A 16,957-nucleotide genomic window follows, 5' to 3' on the forward strand; every position below is an offset into this window, starting at 1 on the left:
GCCCGAACCTCGTCAGCGGAACGCCGTCAGCCGGCCAGCCACGCGTCGATCCCTGCCAGCAGCTTCTCCCGTACGTCGACGGGGGCGGCGGAGGCGCGTACCGATTGGCGCGCCAGTTCGGCCAGTTCCGCGTCGGTGAATCCGTGGTGCGTACGCGCGATCTCGTACTGGGCGGCCAGCCGGGACCCGAAGAGCAGCGGGTCGTCGGCGCCCAGCGCCATCGGCACACCGGCCTCGAACAGCGTCCGCAGCGGCACGTCCTCCGGCTTCTCGTACACGCCGAGCGCGACATTCGACGCCGGGCACACCTCACACGTCACGCCGCGGTCCGCGAGCCGCTTCAGCAGGCGCGGGTCCTCCACGGCCCGCACGCCGTGCCCGATGCGGTGCGCGTGCAGGTCGTCCAGGCAGTCCCGTACGGAAGCCGGGCCCGTCAGCTCCCCGCCGTGCGGCGCGGACAGCAGCCCGCCGTCGCGCGCGATGGCGAAGGCGCGGTCGAAGTCGCGTGCCATGCCTCGCCGCTCGTCGTTGGACAGCCCGAAGCCGACGATGCCGCGGTCGGCGTAGCGCACGGCGAGCCGGGCCAGCGTCCGGGCGTCCAGCGGGTGCTTCATGCGGTTCGCCGCGACCAGGACGCGCATGCCGAGCCCCGTTTCGCGGGAGGCGCTGTCCACGGCGTCCAGGATGACCTCCAGGGCCGGGATGAGACCGCCAAGGCGTGGCGCGTAGGACGTCGGATCGACCTGGATCTCCAGCCATCCCGAGCCGTCCTTCAGGTCCTCCTGAGCGGCCTCGCGCACCAGCCGCTGGATGTCCTCGGGCTCCCGCAGACAGGCCCGCGCCGCGTCGTACAGCCGCTGGAAGCGGAACCAGCCGCGCTCGTCGGTGGCCCGCAGCTTGGGCGGTTCCCCGCTGGTCAGCGCGGACGGCAGATGGACGCCGTACTTGTCGGCCAGTTCGAGCAGAGTTGTGGGCCGCATCGACCCGGTGAAGTGCAGGTGCAGATGTGCCTTCGGCAGCTGACTCACATCACGTACTAGGCGCTCCATCCGGAGATCTTGCCGCATACAGGTGTCGCCCCGGTAGCCGCATTCCCCGTTCGTGGCCTTGCCCGAACGAAGAAACGGGCCGCCTCCCCGGAGGGAGACGGCCCGCACGCGCGCGTGAAGCGCCGAAGCCGCAAAGATCAGTCGCGGGCCTCGGCGAGCAGCTTCTGGATCCGCGAGACGCCCTCGACCAGGTCCTCGTCGCCGAGAGCGTAAGACAGCCGCAGATAGCCCGGCGTACCGAAGGCCTCGCCCGGCACCACCGCGACCTCGGCCTCCTCAAGGATCAGCGCGGCCAGCTCGACTGAGTCCTTCGGGCGCTTGCCGCGGATCTCCTTGCCGATCAGGGCCTTCACCGACGGGTACGCGTAGAAGGCGCCCTCCGGCTCGGGGCAGACGACGCCGTCGATCTCGTTGAGCATCCGCACGATCGTCTTGCGGCGGCGGTCGAAGGCCTCACGCATCTGCGCGACGGCCGTCAGATCGCCGGAGACGGCGGCGATGGCCGCGGCCTGCGAGACGTTCGCGACGTTCGACGTGGCGTGCGACTGCAGGTTGGTGGCGGCCTTCACGACGTCCTTCGGGCCGATGACCCAGCCGACACGCCAGCCCGTCATCGCGTAGGTCTTCGCCACACCGTTGACCACGATGCACTTGTCGCGCAGCTCGGGCAGCAGCGCCGGCAGCGACACGGAGACCGCGTCGCCGTAGACCAGGTGCTCGTAGATCTCGTCGGTCAGCACCCACAGGCCGTGCTCGACGGCCCAGCGGCCGATGGCCTCGGTCTCGGCCTCGGAGTAGACCGCGCCGGTCGGGTTCGACGGCGACACGAACAGCACGACCTTCGTACGCTCCGTGCGCGCGGCCTCCAGCTGCTCCACGGAGACCCGGTAGCCGGTCGTCTCGTCGGCGACGACCTCGACCGGCACACCGCCTGCCAGCCGGATCGACTCCGGGTAGGTGGTCCAGTACGGCGCGGGGACGATGACCTCGTCGCCCGGGTCCAGGATCGCGGCGAAGGCCTCGTAGATGGCCTGCTTGCCGCCGTTGGTGACGAGGATCTGCGACGCGTCGACCTCGTAGCCGGAGTCGCGGAGGGTCTTCGCGGCGATCGCGGCCTTCAGCTCGGGCAGGCCGCCAGCCGGCGTGTAGCGGTGGTACTTGGGGTTCTTGCAGGCCTCGACGGCCGCCTCGACGATGTAGTCCGGGGTCGGGAAGTCGGGCTCGCCCGCGCCGAAACCGATCACCGGACGGCCGGCGGCCTTGAGGGCCTTGGCCTTGGCGTCGACGGCGAGGGTCGCGGACTCGGAGATCGCGCCGATGCGGGCGGAGACCCGGCGGTCGGTGGAAGGAGTTGCAGCGCTCATACACCCCATCGTTCCAGACCGGAAACCGGCGCGGCACACGGGTTTCACACACCGGGCACGGCGGGACGGACCAGGACCCTCGCCACGGGACTGACCAGGGGACTGAGCGGGACCTGCCGCTTTCTGTTCGACGAGGGGCTCCGGAACACGTACACTCACTCCTCGTTGGCCTTCACCGGCCGTACTCGTCCCACGCACTCCGTGCATGTGGATGGATGCGGTACGTTGGGGGAACCAAAGGGTCGTAGCTCAATTGGTAGAGCACTGGTCTCCAAAACCAGCGGTTGGGGGTTCAAGTCCCTCCGGCCCTGCTACACACACCTTCGCCAGGATGTGTGCGCATGTACGTACTGCAATGCACCGCCGTGCGGCTCAACCGGGCGCGGCACGGCCACGACCCGGAATCAGGTGAGGACGAGTGACGGACGCCGTGGGCTCCATCGACATGCCTGATGCCCAGGACGAGGCACCGGAGTCCAGGAAGAAGACCCGCAAGGGCGGCAAGCGCGGCAAGAAGGGCCCGCTGAAGCGGCTCGCGCTCTTCTACCGCCAGATCGTCGCCGAGCTGCGCAAGGTCGTCTGGCCGACTCGCAGCCAGCTGACGACATACACCACAGTGGTGATTATCTTCGTCGTCATCATGATCGCCCTGGTGACCGTGATTGACTATGGGTTCAACCAGGCCGTCAAGTACGTCTTCGGCTGAGCCGAGAGCGGAGGGCGCCCTACCCGGCGCCCATTTCGCGTGTTCCACCCCCATGTATCCAGGAAGAAGCAGCCACAGTGTCTGACCCGAACCTGAACGAGGCGATCGAGCCGGTCGAGTCCGCTGAGGACGAGCTCGACATCGTCGAGGCGGCGGACGCCGTGGACCCGGACCAGGCCGAGGCTGCCGACGCCGCCGCCGGTGAGCCCGCCGAAGAGGCCGCCATCCACGTCGTGGGCGAGGACGAGACCGCTTCCGAGGACGAGGCCCCCGCAGCGGACGCCGAGGCCGAGGCCGAGAAGGAGAGCGAGCCGGTCGACCCGGTCGCCGCGCTCCGCGAGGAGCTGCGCACTCTCCCCGGCGAGTGGTACGTGATCCACACCTACGCGGGCTACGAGAACCGCGTGAAGACCAACCTCGAGCAGCGAGCCGTCTCGCTGAACGTCGAGGACTACATCTTCCAGGCCGAGGTGCCGCAGGAAGAGGTCGTCCAGATCAAGAACGGCGACCGCAAGACCATCCGTCAGAACAAGCTCCCCGGCTATGTGCTGGTGCGCATGGACCTGACGAACGAGTCCTGGGGCGTCGTCCGCAACACCCCCGGCGTCACCGGCTTCGTGGGCAACGCCTACGACCCCTACCCGCTGACCCTGGACGAGATCGTCAAGATGCTCGCCCCGGAGGCCGAGGAGAAGGCCGCGCGCGAGGCCGCCGAGGCCGAGGGCAAGCCCGCTCCGCAGCGCAAGGTCGAGGTCCAGGTGCTGGACTTCGAGGTCGGCGACTCGGTCACCGTCACCGACGGCCCGTTCGCGACGCTGCAGGCGACCATCAACGAGATCAACGCCGACTCGAAGAAGGTCAAGGGCCTCGTCGAGATCTTCGGCCGCGAGACCCCGGTCGAGCTCAGCTTCGACCAGATCCAGAAGAACTAACAGCTTCTGGACCAACCGCCTCCGACCAGGTCAGGCGAGCTGCCAAAGCTCGTCTGACCTGCTCGGTTTCAGGCCGCGCAGCCATAGCCGTTATCGTTGTGCGGTATGCCTCCATCCGGATGATCCGGACTGGATGGCTGAACACTCTCACTAAGACCCGGAGAGAGAGCACATGCCTCCCAAGAAGAAGAAGGTCACGGGGCTCATCAAGCTCCAGATCCAGGCCGGCGCAGCCAACCCGGCCCCGCCGGTCGGCCCCGCGCTGGGCCAGCACGGCGTCAACATCATGGAGTTCTGCAAGGCCTACAACGCCGCGACCGAGTCGCAGCGCGGTTGGGTCATCCCGGTGGAGATCACGGTCTACGAGGACCGCTCCTTCACCTTCATCACCAAGACTCCGCCGGCGTCGAGGATGATCCTCAAGGCCGCGGGCGTGGAGAAGGGCTCCGGCGAGCCGCACAAGACCAAGGTCGCGAAGCTGACGCGTGACCAGGTCCGCGAGATCGCCACCACCAAGATGCCCGACCTCAACGCCAACGACCTGGACGCCGCCGAGAAGATCATCGCCGGCACCGCCCGTTCCATGGGCATCACGGTCGAGGGCTGAACCCAACCGTAGTCACCGTGGGAGGGCCTGCTCGGCCCCGACCACGACTCCTCAGAACACACAGGAGCAGCAGTGAGCAAGCGCAGCAAGACTCTCCGCGCTGCGGACGCAAAGATCGACCGGGAGAAGCTCTACGCCCCGCTCGAGGCCGTCCGTCTCGCCAAGGAGACCTCCGCCACCAAGTTCGACGGCACCGTCGAGGTGGCCTTCCGCCTGGGTGTTGACCCGCGCAAGGCCGACCAGATGGTCCGTGGCACCGTGAACCTTCCGCACGGCACCGGTAAGACCGCCCGGGTCCTGGTCTTCGCGACCGGCGACCGTGCCGAGGCCGCGCGTGCCGCGGGCGCCGACATCGTCGGCTCCGACGAGCTGATCGACGAGGTTTCGAAGGGCCGTCTGGACTTCGACGCCGTCGTCGCCACCCCGGACCTCATGGGCAAGGTCGGCCGCCTCGGCCGCGTGCTCGGTCCCCGTGGTCTGATGCCGAACCCGAAGACCGGCACCGTGACCCCGGACGTCGCCAAGGCTGTCAACGACATCAAGGGCGGCAAGATCGAGTTCCGCGTCGACAAGCACTCGAACCTGCACTTCATCATCGGCAAGACCTCCTTCGACGAGGCCAAGCTGGTGGAGAACTACGGCGCCGCGCTGGAGGAGATCCTCCGTCTGAAGCCGTCCGCCGCCAAGGGCCGGTACATCAAGAAGGCCGCCATCAGCACCACGATGGGCCCCGGCATTCCGCTCGACCCGAACCGCACCCGCAACCTCCTCGTCGAGGAGGACCCGGCCGCCGTCTGAGCCTGAAGCTCTCATGGCAGCCGCGTCGCGCACGGGCTGAAGTGGACGGGCCCCGCACCTCTCGAGGTGCGGGGCCCGTACCCGTTTCGCCCGCACCTGTCTCGTACTTCCTCGTTCCGGACTGGGTGACAGTGGCCTGCGCTAGCGTGCGGGACCACAGGAGGCTCATGGGGGTGGGACGGATGAAGAGCACGGCGGCGCGGTGCTTGGCCCTCTCGATCGCAGTGAGCGCCGTCCTGGCCACGGCCGGCTGCCGTTCCCCGGGAGACTCCGGGGTGGAGGACAAGGCGTCCCGCCGCCAGGGCGGCGGCGTGCAGGTCAGCCCCATGGCCGAGCTGCGCACCGTGGCGAGAACCACCGAACGGGCCGATTCCGCCAAGGTCGAGTCCACGACGATCATGGGCACGACGCTGTCCATGACGGCGGACGGCGCGCTCGCCTGGGCCGGCGGCCTCAAGGGCACCCTGACGATCACGTACACCGGCGGACAGCTGGCCGACACGATGCGTCAGCTGGGGAGCACCTCGATGGAGGCCCGGTATCTGCACGACGCCTACTACGCGAGGATGAGCGACGAGTTCGCCGCTCGGGCGAGTGGCAAGCACTGGATCAAGTACGAGTACGAGGCCCTGGCGGATTTCGCCGGCGGCTCCGGGGCGTATCTGGAGGACCAGATGCAGAACACCACCCCGAACCAGTCCGTGAAGCTCCTGCTGGCCTCCGGAGACGTGAGGAAGGTCGGCGAGGAGAGGGTCCGCGGCGTCGCCACCACGCACTACTCGGGCACGGTCGACGTCACCGACCTCGAAGGCAGGAATGCGAACCTCGGCGACGACCACCTGGCCGACGTGAAGAGGCAGCTCGAGCAGGCCGGCATCACCACGGAGAAGGTCGACATCTGGGTCGACGGCCGGAACCTGCTGGTGAAGAAGACCGAGAAGGCCGAGATGGCGATCGGCGCGATGTCCTCCACGGCCTACTACAGCGACTACGGCACACCGGTCTCGGCTCTGAAGCCTCCCGCCGCCGACACGGCCGATTTCCGGGATCTCGTCCACCAGCAGTCGGCGGGCTGAGCGCCCGAAGCGAGCGCCGATGGATCCTGCGTCGCCGGGACCGAGACCGCCTGAGCCCGACAGATCCCCACCATTGCGGTCGGATTTGCTCGACGGGGAGCCGTTCGCGTACTCTTCCACGGAAGCCAAAGACCGCTGGTCGTTGCCGTGCCCTCGCAAGAGAGTGCGGTGGCCGAAGGATCCGCTGAACAGCGGACGACCCGCGCAGGTGACAGTGGAAGTGCTCCCGGATGGATCCCTCGTGGATGTTTTCCGGTCGAGCTCACGCCCCGTGCGCCTGCGCCGGGGCGTTTCGTTTTCCCAGCCTCCTTCTGAGCGGTCCTCATCACCCGGAAGGAGGCCGACGCTCTATGGCAAGGCCCGACAAGGCTGCCGCGGTAGCCGAGCTGACGGACCAGTTCCGCAGCTCGAACGCCGCCGTGCTGACCGAGTACCGGGGTCTCACCGTGGCGCAGCTCAAGACGCTGCGTCGTTCGCTCGGTGAGAACGCCCAGTACGCCGTGGTGAAGAACACGCTGACCAAGATTGCGGCCAACGAGGCCGGGATCAACACGCTCGACGACCTGTTCAACGGTCCGACGGCGGTTGCCTTCATCACCGGTGACCCGGTGGAGTCGGCGAAGGGTCTTCGTGACTTCGCCAAGGACAACCCGAACCTCGTCATCAAGGGCGGTGTCCTTGACGGCAAGGCGCTGTCCGCCGACGAGATCAAGAAGCTTGCGGACCTCGAGTCCCGCGAGGTTCTGCTCAGCAAGCTGGCCGGTGCCATGAAGGGCAAGCAGTCGCAGGCTGCCGCGCTCTTCCAGGCGCTGCCGTCGAAGCTCGTCCGCACCGTGGACGCTCTTCGCGCCAAGCAGGCCGAGCAGGGCGGTGCCGAGTAATTCGGCTCGCACATTGACCGTCGCCTCCAGGCACGCCTGAGGCAACGGTCGACGCGGGCCAAACGTACGCCCGCCGACATGTACATCCGGCACCAGCCGAATTAGTGGAAGGATCGCCCCTCATGGCGAAGCTCAGCCAGGAAGACCTGCTCGCGCAGTTCGAGGAGATGACCCTCATCGAGCTCTCCGAGTTCGTGAAGGCCTTCGAGGAGAAGTTCGACGTCACCGCCGCCGCCCCGGTCGCCGTTGCCGCCGCCGGTGCCCCGGGTGCCCCGGCCGCCGAGGCCGCTGAGGAGAAGGACGAGTTCGACGTCATCCTCACCGGCGCCGGCGACAAGAAGATCCAGGTCATCAAGGTCGTGCGCGAGCTGACCTCCCTGGGCCTGAAGGAGGCCAAGGACCTCGTGGACGGCGCTCCGAAGCCGGTCCTCGAGAAGGTTGCCAAGGACGCCGCCGAGAAGGCCGCCGAGTCCCTCAAGGGCGCCGGCGCCTCCGTCGAGGTCAAGTGACCCGACGAGCCGTTGCGACGCGCCGCTAGGCGCGGACCGGCTCGGCTCGCGCGTGCGGGCGCTGTCAAAGCGCTGTTGACGCATACGCACTGAAGGGCGATCACCCATCCGGGTGGTCGCCCTTCGGCGTTCCCGGCCTCCCGGGAGGGCAGCCTTGCGCTGTCGGCCGCGACGAGTATGGTGATCTTCGTTGCGCCTCCGGCCGCCGGGTGAGGGGCTCCACGTGACAATGGCAGCACCCGGTTCGGGCTTGGAAGGCCTTGACGAACTGCACGCAGCGCGCAATTCTCAGGACGCGTCGTCACAACGGTCCATATCCGAGGCATGGATCGACGGCGAAGAGGGCAGTATCGATGTGCACTGAAGGCGTGGCTTGCCGCAGGTGTTGAGAACAACTTGCCGCAGGTGTTGAGAACAATGAGGGTCTCCCAAAACCCGCACTGGACATCAGTGGGCCGAGTGGCTACACTGACCCTTTGCGCTGCCTGTTAGCTGCCTCCTGCCCGTCACCAGGGGCATGCCCATGTATGAGCACAGTGGACCGAAGCCACCCCGCCTGGGGTTCTCTGTCCCTGTACCCAGCGTGGGACCGGTACGCGCGTAGTGAGTCCGAGCCCTCGGAAGGACCCCCTCTTGGCCGCCTCGCGCACTGCCTCGACCGCGAATACGAACAACGGCGCCAGCACCGCCCCGCTGCGCATCTCCTTTGCAAAGATCAAGGAGCCCCTCGAGGTTCCGAACCTTCTTGCTCTGCAGACCGAGAGCTTTGACTGGCTGCTCGGCAATGACGCGTGGAAGGCTCGTGTCGAGGCGGCTTTGGAAAGCGGACAGGACGTCCCCACCAAGTCCGGTCTGGAGGAGATCTTCGAGGAGATCTCCCCGATCGAGGACTTCTCCGGGTCGATGTCGCTGACCTTCCGCGACCACCGCTTCGAGCCCCCGAAGAACTCCATCGACGAGTGCAAGGAGCGCGACTTCACCTACGCGGCTCCGCTGTTCGTCACTGCGGAATTCACCAACAACGAGACCGGTGAGATCAAGTCTCAGACGGTCTTCATGGGTGACTTCCCCCTCATGACCAACAAGGGCACCTTCGTCATCAACGGCACCGAGCGTGTCGTCGTGTCGCAGCTGGTCCGATCGCCCGGTGTCTACTTCGACTCCTCCATCGACAAGACGTCCGACAAGGACATCTTCTCGGCCAAGGTCATCCCGTCCCGTGGTGCCTGGCTGGAGATGGAGATCGACAAGCGCGACATGGTCGGTGTCCGCATCGACCGCAAGCGCAAGCAGTCCGTGACCGTTCTGCTCAAGGCGCTCGGCTGGACCACCGAGCAGATCCTCGAGGAGTTCGGCGAGTACGAGTCCATGCGCGCCACCCTGGAGAAGGACCACACCCAGGGCCAGGACGACGCGCTGCTCGACATCTACCGCAAGCTGCGTCCGGGCGAGCCCCCGACCCGTGAGGCCGCGCAGACGCTGCTCGAGAACCTCTACTTCAACCCCAAGCGCTACGACCTCGCCAAGGTCGGCCGCTACAAGGTCAACAAGAAGCTGGGCGGCGACGCCCCGCTGGACGCCGGGATCCTGACCGTCGAGGACATCATCTCGACGATCAAGTACCTGGTGAAGCTGCACGCCGGTGAGACCGAGACGGTCATGGGCGACAACAACGCCTCGATCGTCGTCGAGACCGACGACATCGACCACTTCGGCAACCGTCGTCTGCGCAACGTCGGCGAGCTCATCCAGAACCAGGTCCGCACGGGTCTGGCTCGAATGGAGCGCGTCGTGCGCGAGCGCATGACGACTCAGGACGTCGAGGCGATCACGCCGCAGACGCTGATCAACATCCGGCCGGTCGTCGCCTCCATCAAGGAGTTCTTCGGCACCAGCCAGCTGTCCCAGTTCATGGACCAGAACAACCCGCTGTCGGGTCTCACCCACAAGCGCCGTCTGTCGGCTCTTGGCCCGGGTGGTCTGTCCCGTGAGCGGGCCGGCTTCGAGGTCCGTGACGTGCACCCGTCCCACTACGGACGCATGTGCCCGATCGAGACCCCTGAAGGCCCGAACATCGGGCTGATCGGTTCGCTCGCCTCGTACGGCCGCGTCAACGCGTTCGGCTTCGTCGAGACGCCGTACCGCAAGGTCACCGACGGCCAGGTCACCGACGAGGTGGACTACCTGACCGCCGACGAGGAGGACCGCTTCGTCATCGCGCAGGCCAACGCGCCGCTGACCGACGAGCTCCGGTTCGCCGAGGCCCGCGTGCTGGTCCGCCGCCGTGGCGGCGAGGTCGACTACGTCGCGCCCGATGACGTGGACTACATGGACGTCTCGCCGCGCCAGATGGTGTCGGTCGCGACCGCCATGATCCCGTTCCTCGAGCACGACGACGCCAACCGTGCCCTCATGGGCGCGAACATGATGCGTCAGGCCGTGCCCCTGATTAAGTCCGAGGCACCGCTCGTCGGCACCGGCATGGAGTACCGCTGCGCGGTCGACGCCGGCGATGTGCTGAAGGCCGAGAAGGACGGTGTGGTCCAGGAGGTCTCCGCGGACTACATCACCACCGCCAACGACGACGGCACGTACACCACGTACCGCCTCGCCAAGTTCTCGCGCTCCAACCAGGGCACCTCCGTCAACCAGAAGGTTGTCGTGGACGAGGGCGACCGGATCGTCACCGGCCAGGTGCTGGCCGACGGTCCGGCGACCGAGAACGGCGAGATGGCGCTCGGCAAGAACCTGCTCGTGGCGTTCATGCCGTGGGAGGGTCACAACTACGAGGACGCGATCATCCTGTCGCAGCGCCTCGTGCAGGACGACGTCCTCTCCTCGATCCACATCGAGGAGCACGAGGTCGACGCCCGTGACACCAAGCTCGGCCCCGAGGAGATCACCCGGGACATCCCGAACGTCTCCGAGGAGGTCCTCGCCGACCTCGACGAGCGCGGCATCATCCGCATCGGTGCCGAGGTCATCGCCGGTGACATCCTCGTCGGCAAGGTCACGCCCAAGGGTGAGACCGAGCTGACCCCCGAGGAGCGTCTGCTGCGCGCGATCTTCGGTGAGAAGGCCCGTGAGGTCCGCGACACCTCGCTGAAGGTGCCGCACGGCGAGACCGGCAAGGTCATCGGCGTCCGCGTCTTCGACCGCGAGGAGGGCGACGAGCTTCCGCCCGGTGTGAACCAGCTGGTGCGCGTGTACGTGGCGCAGAAGCGCAAGATCACCGACGGTGACAAGCTCGCCGGCCGTCACGGCAACAAGGGTGTCATCTCGAAGATCCTGCCGATCGAGGACATGCCGTTCCTGGAGGACGGCACCCCGGTCGACATCATCCTCAACCCGCTGGGTGTCCCGTCCCGAATGAACCCGGGACAGGTCCTGGAGATCCACCTCGGCTGGCTCGCCAGCCAGGGCTGGGACGTCTCCGGCCTGGCGGACGAGTGGGCGGAGCGCCTGCAGGTCATCGGCGCCGACCAGGTCGACCCGCGTACGAACGTGGCGACCCCGGTCTTCGACGGTGCCCGCGAGGACGAGCTGGCCGGTCTGCTGGAGCACACCATCCCGAACCGCGACGGCAACCGGATGGTCCTGCCGTCCGGCAAGGCGCGGCTGTTCGACGGCCGCTCCGGTGAGCCGTTCCCGGACCCGATCTCCGTCGGGTACATGTACATCCTCAAGCTGCACCACCTGGTCGACGACAAGCTGCACGCCCGCTCGACCGGCCCGTACTCGATGATCACCCAGCAGCCGCTGGGTGGTAAGGCTCAGTTCGGTGGCCAGCGCTTCGGTGAGATGGAGGTGTGGGCGCTGGAGGCTTACGGCGCCGCGTACGCCCTCCAGGAGCTGCTGACCATCAAGTCCGACGACGTCACCGGCCGCGTGAAGGTCTACGAGGCCATCGTCAAGGGCGAGAACATCCCCGAGCCCGGCATCCCCGAGTCCTTCAAGGTGCTCATCAAGGAGATGCAGTCCCTGTGCCTCAACGTGGAGGTGCTGTCCTCGGACGGCATGTCCATCGAGATGCGCGACACCGACGAGGACGTCTTCCGCGCCGCGGAGGAGCTCGGCATCGACCTGTCCCGGCGCGAGCCGAGCAGCGTCGAAGAGGTCTGACGGGTCTGGCCGGGGCCTCCCTGAGGTCCCGGCCACGCCCCGGACCCGTACAGACCATTGATTGAGACACGACCCTGAGAGGGATTGACGCATAGTGCTCGACGTCAACTTCTTCGACGAGCTCCGGATCGGCCTGGCCACCGCTGACGATATCCGCCAGTGGTCCCACGGCGAGGTCAAGAAGCCCGAGACCATCAACTACCGCACCCTCAAGCCCGAGAAGGACGGCCTCTTCTGCGAGAAGATCTTCGGCCCGACCCGGGACTGGGAGTGCTACTGCGGCAAGTACAAGCGCGTCCGCTTCAAGGGCATCATCTGTGAGCGGTGCGGCGTCGAGGTCACTCGCGCCAAGGTGCGCCGTGAGCGGATGGGCCACATCGAGCTGGCCGCTCCCGTCACCCACATCTGGTACTTCAAGGGCGTCCCGTCGCGGCTGGGCTACCTGCTCGACCTCGCCCCGAAGGACCTCGAGAAGGTCATCTACTTCGCCGCGTACATGATCACGTACGTGGACGAGGAGCGCCGTACGCGTGACCTGCCGTCGCTGGAGGCCCATGTCTCCGTCGAGCGCCAGCAGGTCGAGAACCGCCGCGACGCCGACCTCGAGGCCCGTGCCAAGAAGCTCGAGGCCGACCTGGCCGAGCTCGAGGCCGAGGGTGCCAAGGCCGACGTGCGCCGCAAGGTGCGCGAGGGTGCCGAGCGCGAGATGAAGCAGCTGCGCGACCGCGCTCAGCGCGAGATCGACCGTCTCGACGAGGTGTGGAACCGCTTCAAGAACCTCAAGGTCCAGGACCTCGAGGGCGACGAGCTGCTCTACCGCGAGCTGCGTGACCGCTTCGGCACGTACTTCGACGGTTCGATGGGTGCCGCGGCGCTGCAGAAGCGCCTGGAGTCCTTCGACCTCGAGGAGGAGGCCGAGCGTCTCCGCGAGATCATCCGTACCGGCAAGGGCCAGAAGAAGACCCGTGCGCTCAAGCGCCTGAAGGTCGTCTCCGCGTTCCTGCAGACCAGCAACAGCCCCAAGGGCATGGTTCTGGACTGCGTGCCGGTGATCCCGCCGGACCTGCGTCCGATGGTGCAGCTGGACGGTGGCCGCTTCGCGACCTCCGACCTGAACGACCTGTACCGCCGTGTGATCAACCGCAACAACCGTCTGAAGAGGCTCCTGGACCTCGGCGCGCCCGAGATCATCGTCAACAACGAGAAGCGCATGCTTCAGGAGGCTGTTGACGCCCTCTTCGACAACGGTCGTCGCGGCCGTCCGGTCACCGGTCCCGGTAACCGCCCGCTGAAGTCCCTCAGCGACATGCTGAAGGGCAAGCAGGGTCGTTTCCGTCAGAACCTGCTCGGTAAGCGAGTCGACTACTCGGCGCGTTCCGTCATCGTCGTCGGCCCGCAGCTCAAGCTGCACCAGTGCGGTCTGCCCAAGGCCATGGCGCTGGAGCTCTTCAAGCCGTTCGTGATGAAGCGTCTGGTCGACCTGAACCACGCGCAGAACATCAAGTCGGCGAAGCGCATGGTCGAGCGCGGCCGCACGGTCGTGTACGACGTGCTCGAAGAGGTCATCGCCGAGCACCCGGTGCTGCTGAACCGTGCACCGACCCTGCACCGCCTCGGCATCCAGGCCTTCGAGCCGCAGCTGGTCGAGGGCAAGGCCATCCAGATCCACCCGCTCGTCTGCACCGCGTTCAACGCGGACTTCGACGGTGACCAGATGGCCGTGCACCTGCCGCTGTCCGCGGAGGCGCAGGCCGAGGCCCGCATCCTGATGCTGTCCTCGAACAACATCCTCAAGCCCGCTGACGGCCGTCCGGTGACGATGCCGACCCAGGACATGGTCCTCGGTCTGTTCTTCCTCACCACCGACGGTGAGATGCGGGACGTCAAGGGCGAGGAGCGCTCCTTCTCCTCCGTGGCCGAGGCGATCATGGCGTTCGACGCCGGCGAGCTCTCGCTGCAGTCGCGCGTGGACATCCGCTTCCCGGTGGGCACCATCCCGCCGCGCGGCTGGACCCCGCCGGCGCGTGAGGAGGGCGAGCCGGAGTGGCAGCAGGGTGACACCTTCCGCCTGCGGACGACCCTGGGCCGCGCGCTCTTCAACGAGCTGCTGCCCGAGGACTACCCGTTCGTCGACTACGAGGTCGGCAAGAAGCAGCTCTCCGAGATCGTCAACGACCTCGCCGAGCGCTACCCGAAGGTCATCGTGGCGGCGACGCTCGACAACCTGAAGGCGGCCGGCTTCTACTGGGCCACCCGTTCCGGCGTCACCGTCGCCATCTCCGACGTCGTCGTTCCCGAGGCGAAGAAGGAGATCGTCAAGGGCTACGAGGCGCAGGACGAGAAGGTCCAGAAGCAGTACGAGCGCGGTCTGATCACCAAGGACGAGCGCACGCAGGAGCTCATCGCGATCTGGACCAAGGCGACCAACGAGGTCGCCGAGGCGATGAACGACAACTTCCCGAAGACCAACCCGATCTTCATGATGGTGAACTCGGGTGCACGAGGCAACATGATGCAGATGCGTCAGATTGCCGGTATGCGTGGTCTGGTGTCGAACGCGAAGAACGAGACGATCCCGCGTCCGATCAAGGCGTCGTTCCGTGAGGGTCTGTCCGTGCTGGAGTACTTCATCTCCACGCACGGTGCCCGTAAGGGTCTCGCGGACACCGCTCTGCGTACCGCCGACTCGGGTTACCTCACCCGTCGTCTGGTCGACGTCTCCCAGGACGTCATCATCCGCGAGGAGGACTGCGGTACCGAGCGCGGTCTGAAGCTGCGGATCGCCACGCGCGACGCCGATGGCACGCTGCGCAAGGCGGACGACGTCGAGACCAGCGTCTACGCCCGCATGCTCGCCGAGGACGTCGTCATCGACGGCAAGGTGATCGCGCCGGCCAACGTGGACCTGGGCGACGTGCTCATCGACCAGCTGGTGCGCCACGGTGTCGAGGAGGTCAAGACCCGCTCGATCCTGACGTGCGAGTCCCACGTCGGCACCTGCGCCATGTGCTACGGCCGCTCGCTGGCCACCGGCAAGCTGGTCGACATCGGTGAGGCGGTCGGCATCATCGCCGCCCAGTCCATCGGTGAGCCCGGTACCCAGCTGACGATGCGTACCTTCCACACCGGTGGTGTGGCCGGTGACGACATCACCCAGGGTCTGCCCCGTGTCGTCGAGCTCTTCGAGGCCCGTACCCCGAAGGGTGTCGCCCCGATCTCCGAGGCCTCCGGCCGCGTCCGGATCGAGGAGACCGAGAAGACCAAGAAGATCGTCGTCACCCCGGACGACGGCAGCGACGAGACGGCGTTCCCGATCTCGAAGCGCGCCCGTCTGCTGGTGGGCGAGGGCGACCACGTCGAGGTGGGCCAGAAGCTCACCGTGGGTGCCACCAACCCGCACGACGTGCTGCGCATCCTGGGTCAGCGGGCCGTCCAGGTCCACCTGGTCGGCGAGGTCCAGAAGGTCTACAACTCGCAGGGTGTGTCGATCCACGACAAGCACATCGAGATCATCATCCGGCAGATGCTGCGCCGTGTGACGATCATCGAGTCCGGCGACGCGGAGCTGCTGCCGGGCGAGCTCGTGGAGCGCTCGCGCTTCGAGACCGAGAACCGTCGTGTGGTCCAGGAAGGCGGCCACCCGGCCTCCGGCCGTCCGCAGCTGATGGGTATCACCAAGGCCTCGCTGGCGACCGAGTCGTGGCTGTCGGCGGCGTCCTTCCAGGAGACGACCAGGGTCCTCACGGACGCGGCGATCAACGCCAAGTCCGACTCCCTGATCGGCCTCAAGGAGAACGTCATCATCGGTAAGCTCATCCCGGCCGGTACGGGTCTGTCCCGCTACCGCAACATCCGGGTCGAGCCGACCGAGGAGGCCAAGGCCGCGATGTACTCGGCCGTGGGCTACGACGACATCGACTACTCGCCGTTCGGCACGGGCTCTGGGCAGGCTGTGCCGCTGGAGGACTACGACTACGGTCCTTACAACCAGTAAGCGGGTCGCTTGAGTCGAAGGGCGGCCACCCCTCGGGGTGGCCGCCCTTTCGGCGTTGCCGTCGCCGTTGCCTGCCGCCGTTGCCTGCCGTCGTCGTTGACGCTGCCGCCGCCCCTGTGGGCACGGCCCACGACGTGCCCACAGCGGCCGCCGGACGCCTGTCCACAGCGGCGCCGGGACGCCTGCCCGCAGCGGTGTGGGACGTCTTCCCACAGTGGTGCTGCGGGCGCCGGACGGCTGCCCGCAGCGGTGTGGGACGTCTTCCCACGGTGGGGCCTGCGGAATGCCTGCGTGCCGCAGCGGTAGCGTCAGGGCATTTGTTTTGACCGGAGTGGATGCGATAGGTACGCTCAGACCTTGTGCCTGGGGTGTGCCCTGGCTCCCGTGCGTGCCTGCAACCGTAGGGGAAGCCGTAAGCGCCGCACCGCAATCTGCCGCCCTCTCCGCCTCGCAGCGGGGGTCTGCAGTATTCGACACACCCGACCGCGTGGGTCGGCGACGTTCCAGGTTAGCTTTACTACTCGGCACACAGAAACCGGAGAAGTAGTGCCTACGATCCAGCAGCTGGTCCGGAAGGGCCGGCAGGACAAGGTCGAGAAGAACAAGACGCCCGCACTGGACGGTTCCCCCCAGCGCCGTGGCGTCTGCACGCGTGTGTTCACGACCACCCCGAAGAAGCCGAACTCGGCCCTGCGTAAGGTCGCGCGTGTGCGTCTGACCAGTGGGATCGAGGTCACCGCTTACATTCCGGGTGAGGGACACAACCTGCAGGAGCACTCCATCGTGCTCGTGCGTGGCGGCCGTGTGAAGGACCTGCCTGGTGTTCGCTACAAGATCATCCGCGGATCCCTCGACACCCAGGGTGTCAAGAACCGCAAGCAGGCCCGCAGCCGCTACGGCGCCAAGAAGGAGAAGTAAG

General features: G+C 67.0%; 12 protein-coding genes and 1 tRNA gene. 11 read left to right on the forward strand and 2 right to left on the reverse strand.

Going from position 1 to position 16,957, the window contains the following annotated elements:
- Positions 1–26 precede the first annotated feature (26 nt).
- Both H1D24_RS20365 and H1D24_RS20370 read right to left on the reverse strand, forming a co-directional pair.
- The gene (locus tag H1D24_RS20365; protein WP_181659070.1) at positions 27–1,049 is read right to left on the reverse strand and encodes an adenosine deaminase; all 1,023 of its coding nucleotides are present in this window, start codon (positions 1,047–1,049) and stop codon (positions 27–29) included.
- 137 nt (positions 1,050–1,186) lie between these two features.
- Positions 1,187–2,413, reverse strand: coding sequence for a pyridoxal phosphate-dependent aminotransferase (locus H1D24_RS20370; protein ID WP_181659071.1), 1,227 nt, complete (start codon positions 2,411–2,413; stop codon positions 1,187–1,189).
- A 238-nt stretch (positions 2,414–2,651) separates the two neighbouring features.
- Between H1D24_RS20370 and H1D24_RS20375 the strand changes: the two genes are divergently transcribed.
- The 11 genes from H1D24_RS20375 to rpsL all read left to right on the forward strand — a co-directional run bounded on the left by H1D24_RS20375 (position 2,652) and on the right by rpsL (position 16,956).
- Positions 2,652–2,724 (forward strand) — tRNA-Trp (locus H1D24_RS20375).
- A 107-nt stretch (positions 2,725–2,831) separates the two neighbouring features.
- Positions 2,832–3,119: a preprotein translocase subunit SecE gene (gene secE / locus H1D24_RS20380; RefSeq protein WP_181659072.1), complete on the forward strand. Its 288-nt coding sequence runs from the start codon at positions 2,832–2,834 to the stop codon at positions 3,117–3,119.
- 77 nt (positions 3,120–3,196) lie between these two features.
- Positions 3,197–4,051 carry a transcription termination/antitermination protein NusG gene (gene nusG / locus H1D24_RS20385; protein ID WP_181659073.1) on the forward strand — a complete coding sequence of 285 codons (855 nt, stop codon included), beginning with the start codon at positions 3,197–3,199 and terminating at the stop codon, positions 4,049–4,051.
- 172 nt (positions 4,052–4,223) lie between these two features.
- Positions 4,224–4,658 carry a 50S ribosomal protein L11 gene (gene rplK, locus H1D24_RS20390; protein ID WP_067282281.1) on the forward strand — a complete coding sequence of 145 codons (435 nt, stop codon included), beginning with the start codon at positions 4,224–4,226 and terminating at the stop codon, positions 4,656–4,658.
- A gap of 72 nt (positions 4,659–4,730) precedes the next feature.
- The gene (gene rplA / locus H1D24_RS20395; RefSeq protein WP_181659074.1) at positions 4,731–5,456 is read left to right on the forward strand and encodes a 50S ribosomal protein L1; all 726 of its coding nucleotides are present in this window, start codon (positions 4,731–4,733) and stop codon (positions 5,454–5,456) included.
- 182 nt (positions 5,457–5,638) lie between these two features.
- Positions 5,639–6,532 (forward strand): SCO4651 family lipoprotein, encoded by an 894-nt coding sequence (locus H1D24_RS20400; RefSeq protein ID WP_181659075.1) that lies wholly within the window; start codon positions 5,639–5,641, stop codon positions 6,530–6,532.
- Positions 6,533–6,882: 350 nt separating this feature from the next.
- Positions 6,883–7,413 carry a 50S ribosomal protein L10 gene (gene rplJ, locus H1D24_RS20405; protein WP_181659076.1) on the forward strand — a complete coding sequence of 177 codons (531 nt, stop codon included), beginning with the start codon at positions 6,883–6,885 and terminating at the stop codon, positions 7,411–7,413.
- A gap of 122 nt (positions 7,414–7,535) precedes the next feature.
- The gene (rplL, locus tag H1D24_RS20410; protein WP_181659077.1) at positions 7,536–7,922 is read left to right on the forward strand and encodes a 50S ribosomal protein L7/L12; all 387 of its coding nucleotides are present in this window, start codon (positions 7,536–7,538) and stop codon (positions 7,920–7,922) included.
- 633 nt (positions 7,923–8,555) lie between these two features.
- Positions 8,556–12,044, forward strand: a complete 3,489-nt coding sequence (gene rpoB, locus H1D24_RS20415; RefSeq protein WP_181659078.1) for a DNA-directed RNA polymerase subunit beta — start codon at positions 8,556–8,558, stop codon at positions 12,042–12,044.
- Between the two features lie 94 nt (positions 12,045–12,138).
- Positions 12,139–16,038, forward strand: coding sequence for a DNA-directed RNA polymerase subunit beta' (locus H1D24_RS20420; protein WP_181659079.1), 3,900 nt, complete (start codon positions 12,139–12,141; stop codon positions 16,036–16,038).
- Between the two features lie 546 nt (positions 16,039–16,584).
- Positions 16,585–16,956, forward strand: coding sequence for a 30S ribosomal protein S12 (gene rpsL, locus H1D24_RS20425; RefSeq protein ID WP_007823146.1), 372 nt, complete (start codon positions 16,585–16,587; stop codon positions 16,954–16,956).
- Position 16,957: the final 1 nt, after the last annotated feature.

Source organism: Streptomyces himalayensis subsp. himalayensis, assembly GCF_013778455.1.
Taxonomy (GTDB): Bacteria; Actinomycetota; Actinomycetes; order Streptomycetales; family Streptomycetaceae; genus Streptomyces; species Streptomyces himalayensis.

Coding starts and splice junctions, on each gene's coding strand:
- H1D24_RS20365 (WP_181659070.1), bottom strand. CDS start 1,049: ATGGAGCGCCTAGTACGTGATGTGAGTCAGCTGCCGAAGGCACATCTG.
- H1D24_RS20370 (WP_181659071.1), bottom strand. CDS start 2,413: ATGAGCGCTGCAACTCCTTCCACCGACCGCCGGGTCTCCGCCCGCATC.
- rplK (WP_067282281.1), top strand. CDS start 4,224: ATGCCTCCCAAGAAGAAGAAGGTCACGGGGCTCATCAAGCTCCAGATC.
- H1D24_RS20400 (WP_181659075.1), top strand. CDS start 5,639: ATGAAGAGCACGGCGGCGCGGTGCTTGGCCCTCTCGATCGCAGTGAGC.
- rplJ (WP_181659076.1), top strand. CDS start 6,883: ATGGCAAGGCCCGACAAGGCTGCCGCGGTAGCCGAGCTGACGGACCAG.
- rplL (WP_181659077.1), top strand. CDS start 7,536: ATGGCGAAGCTCAGCCAGGAAGACCTGCTCGCGCAGTTCGAGGAGATG.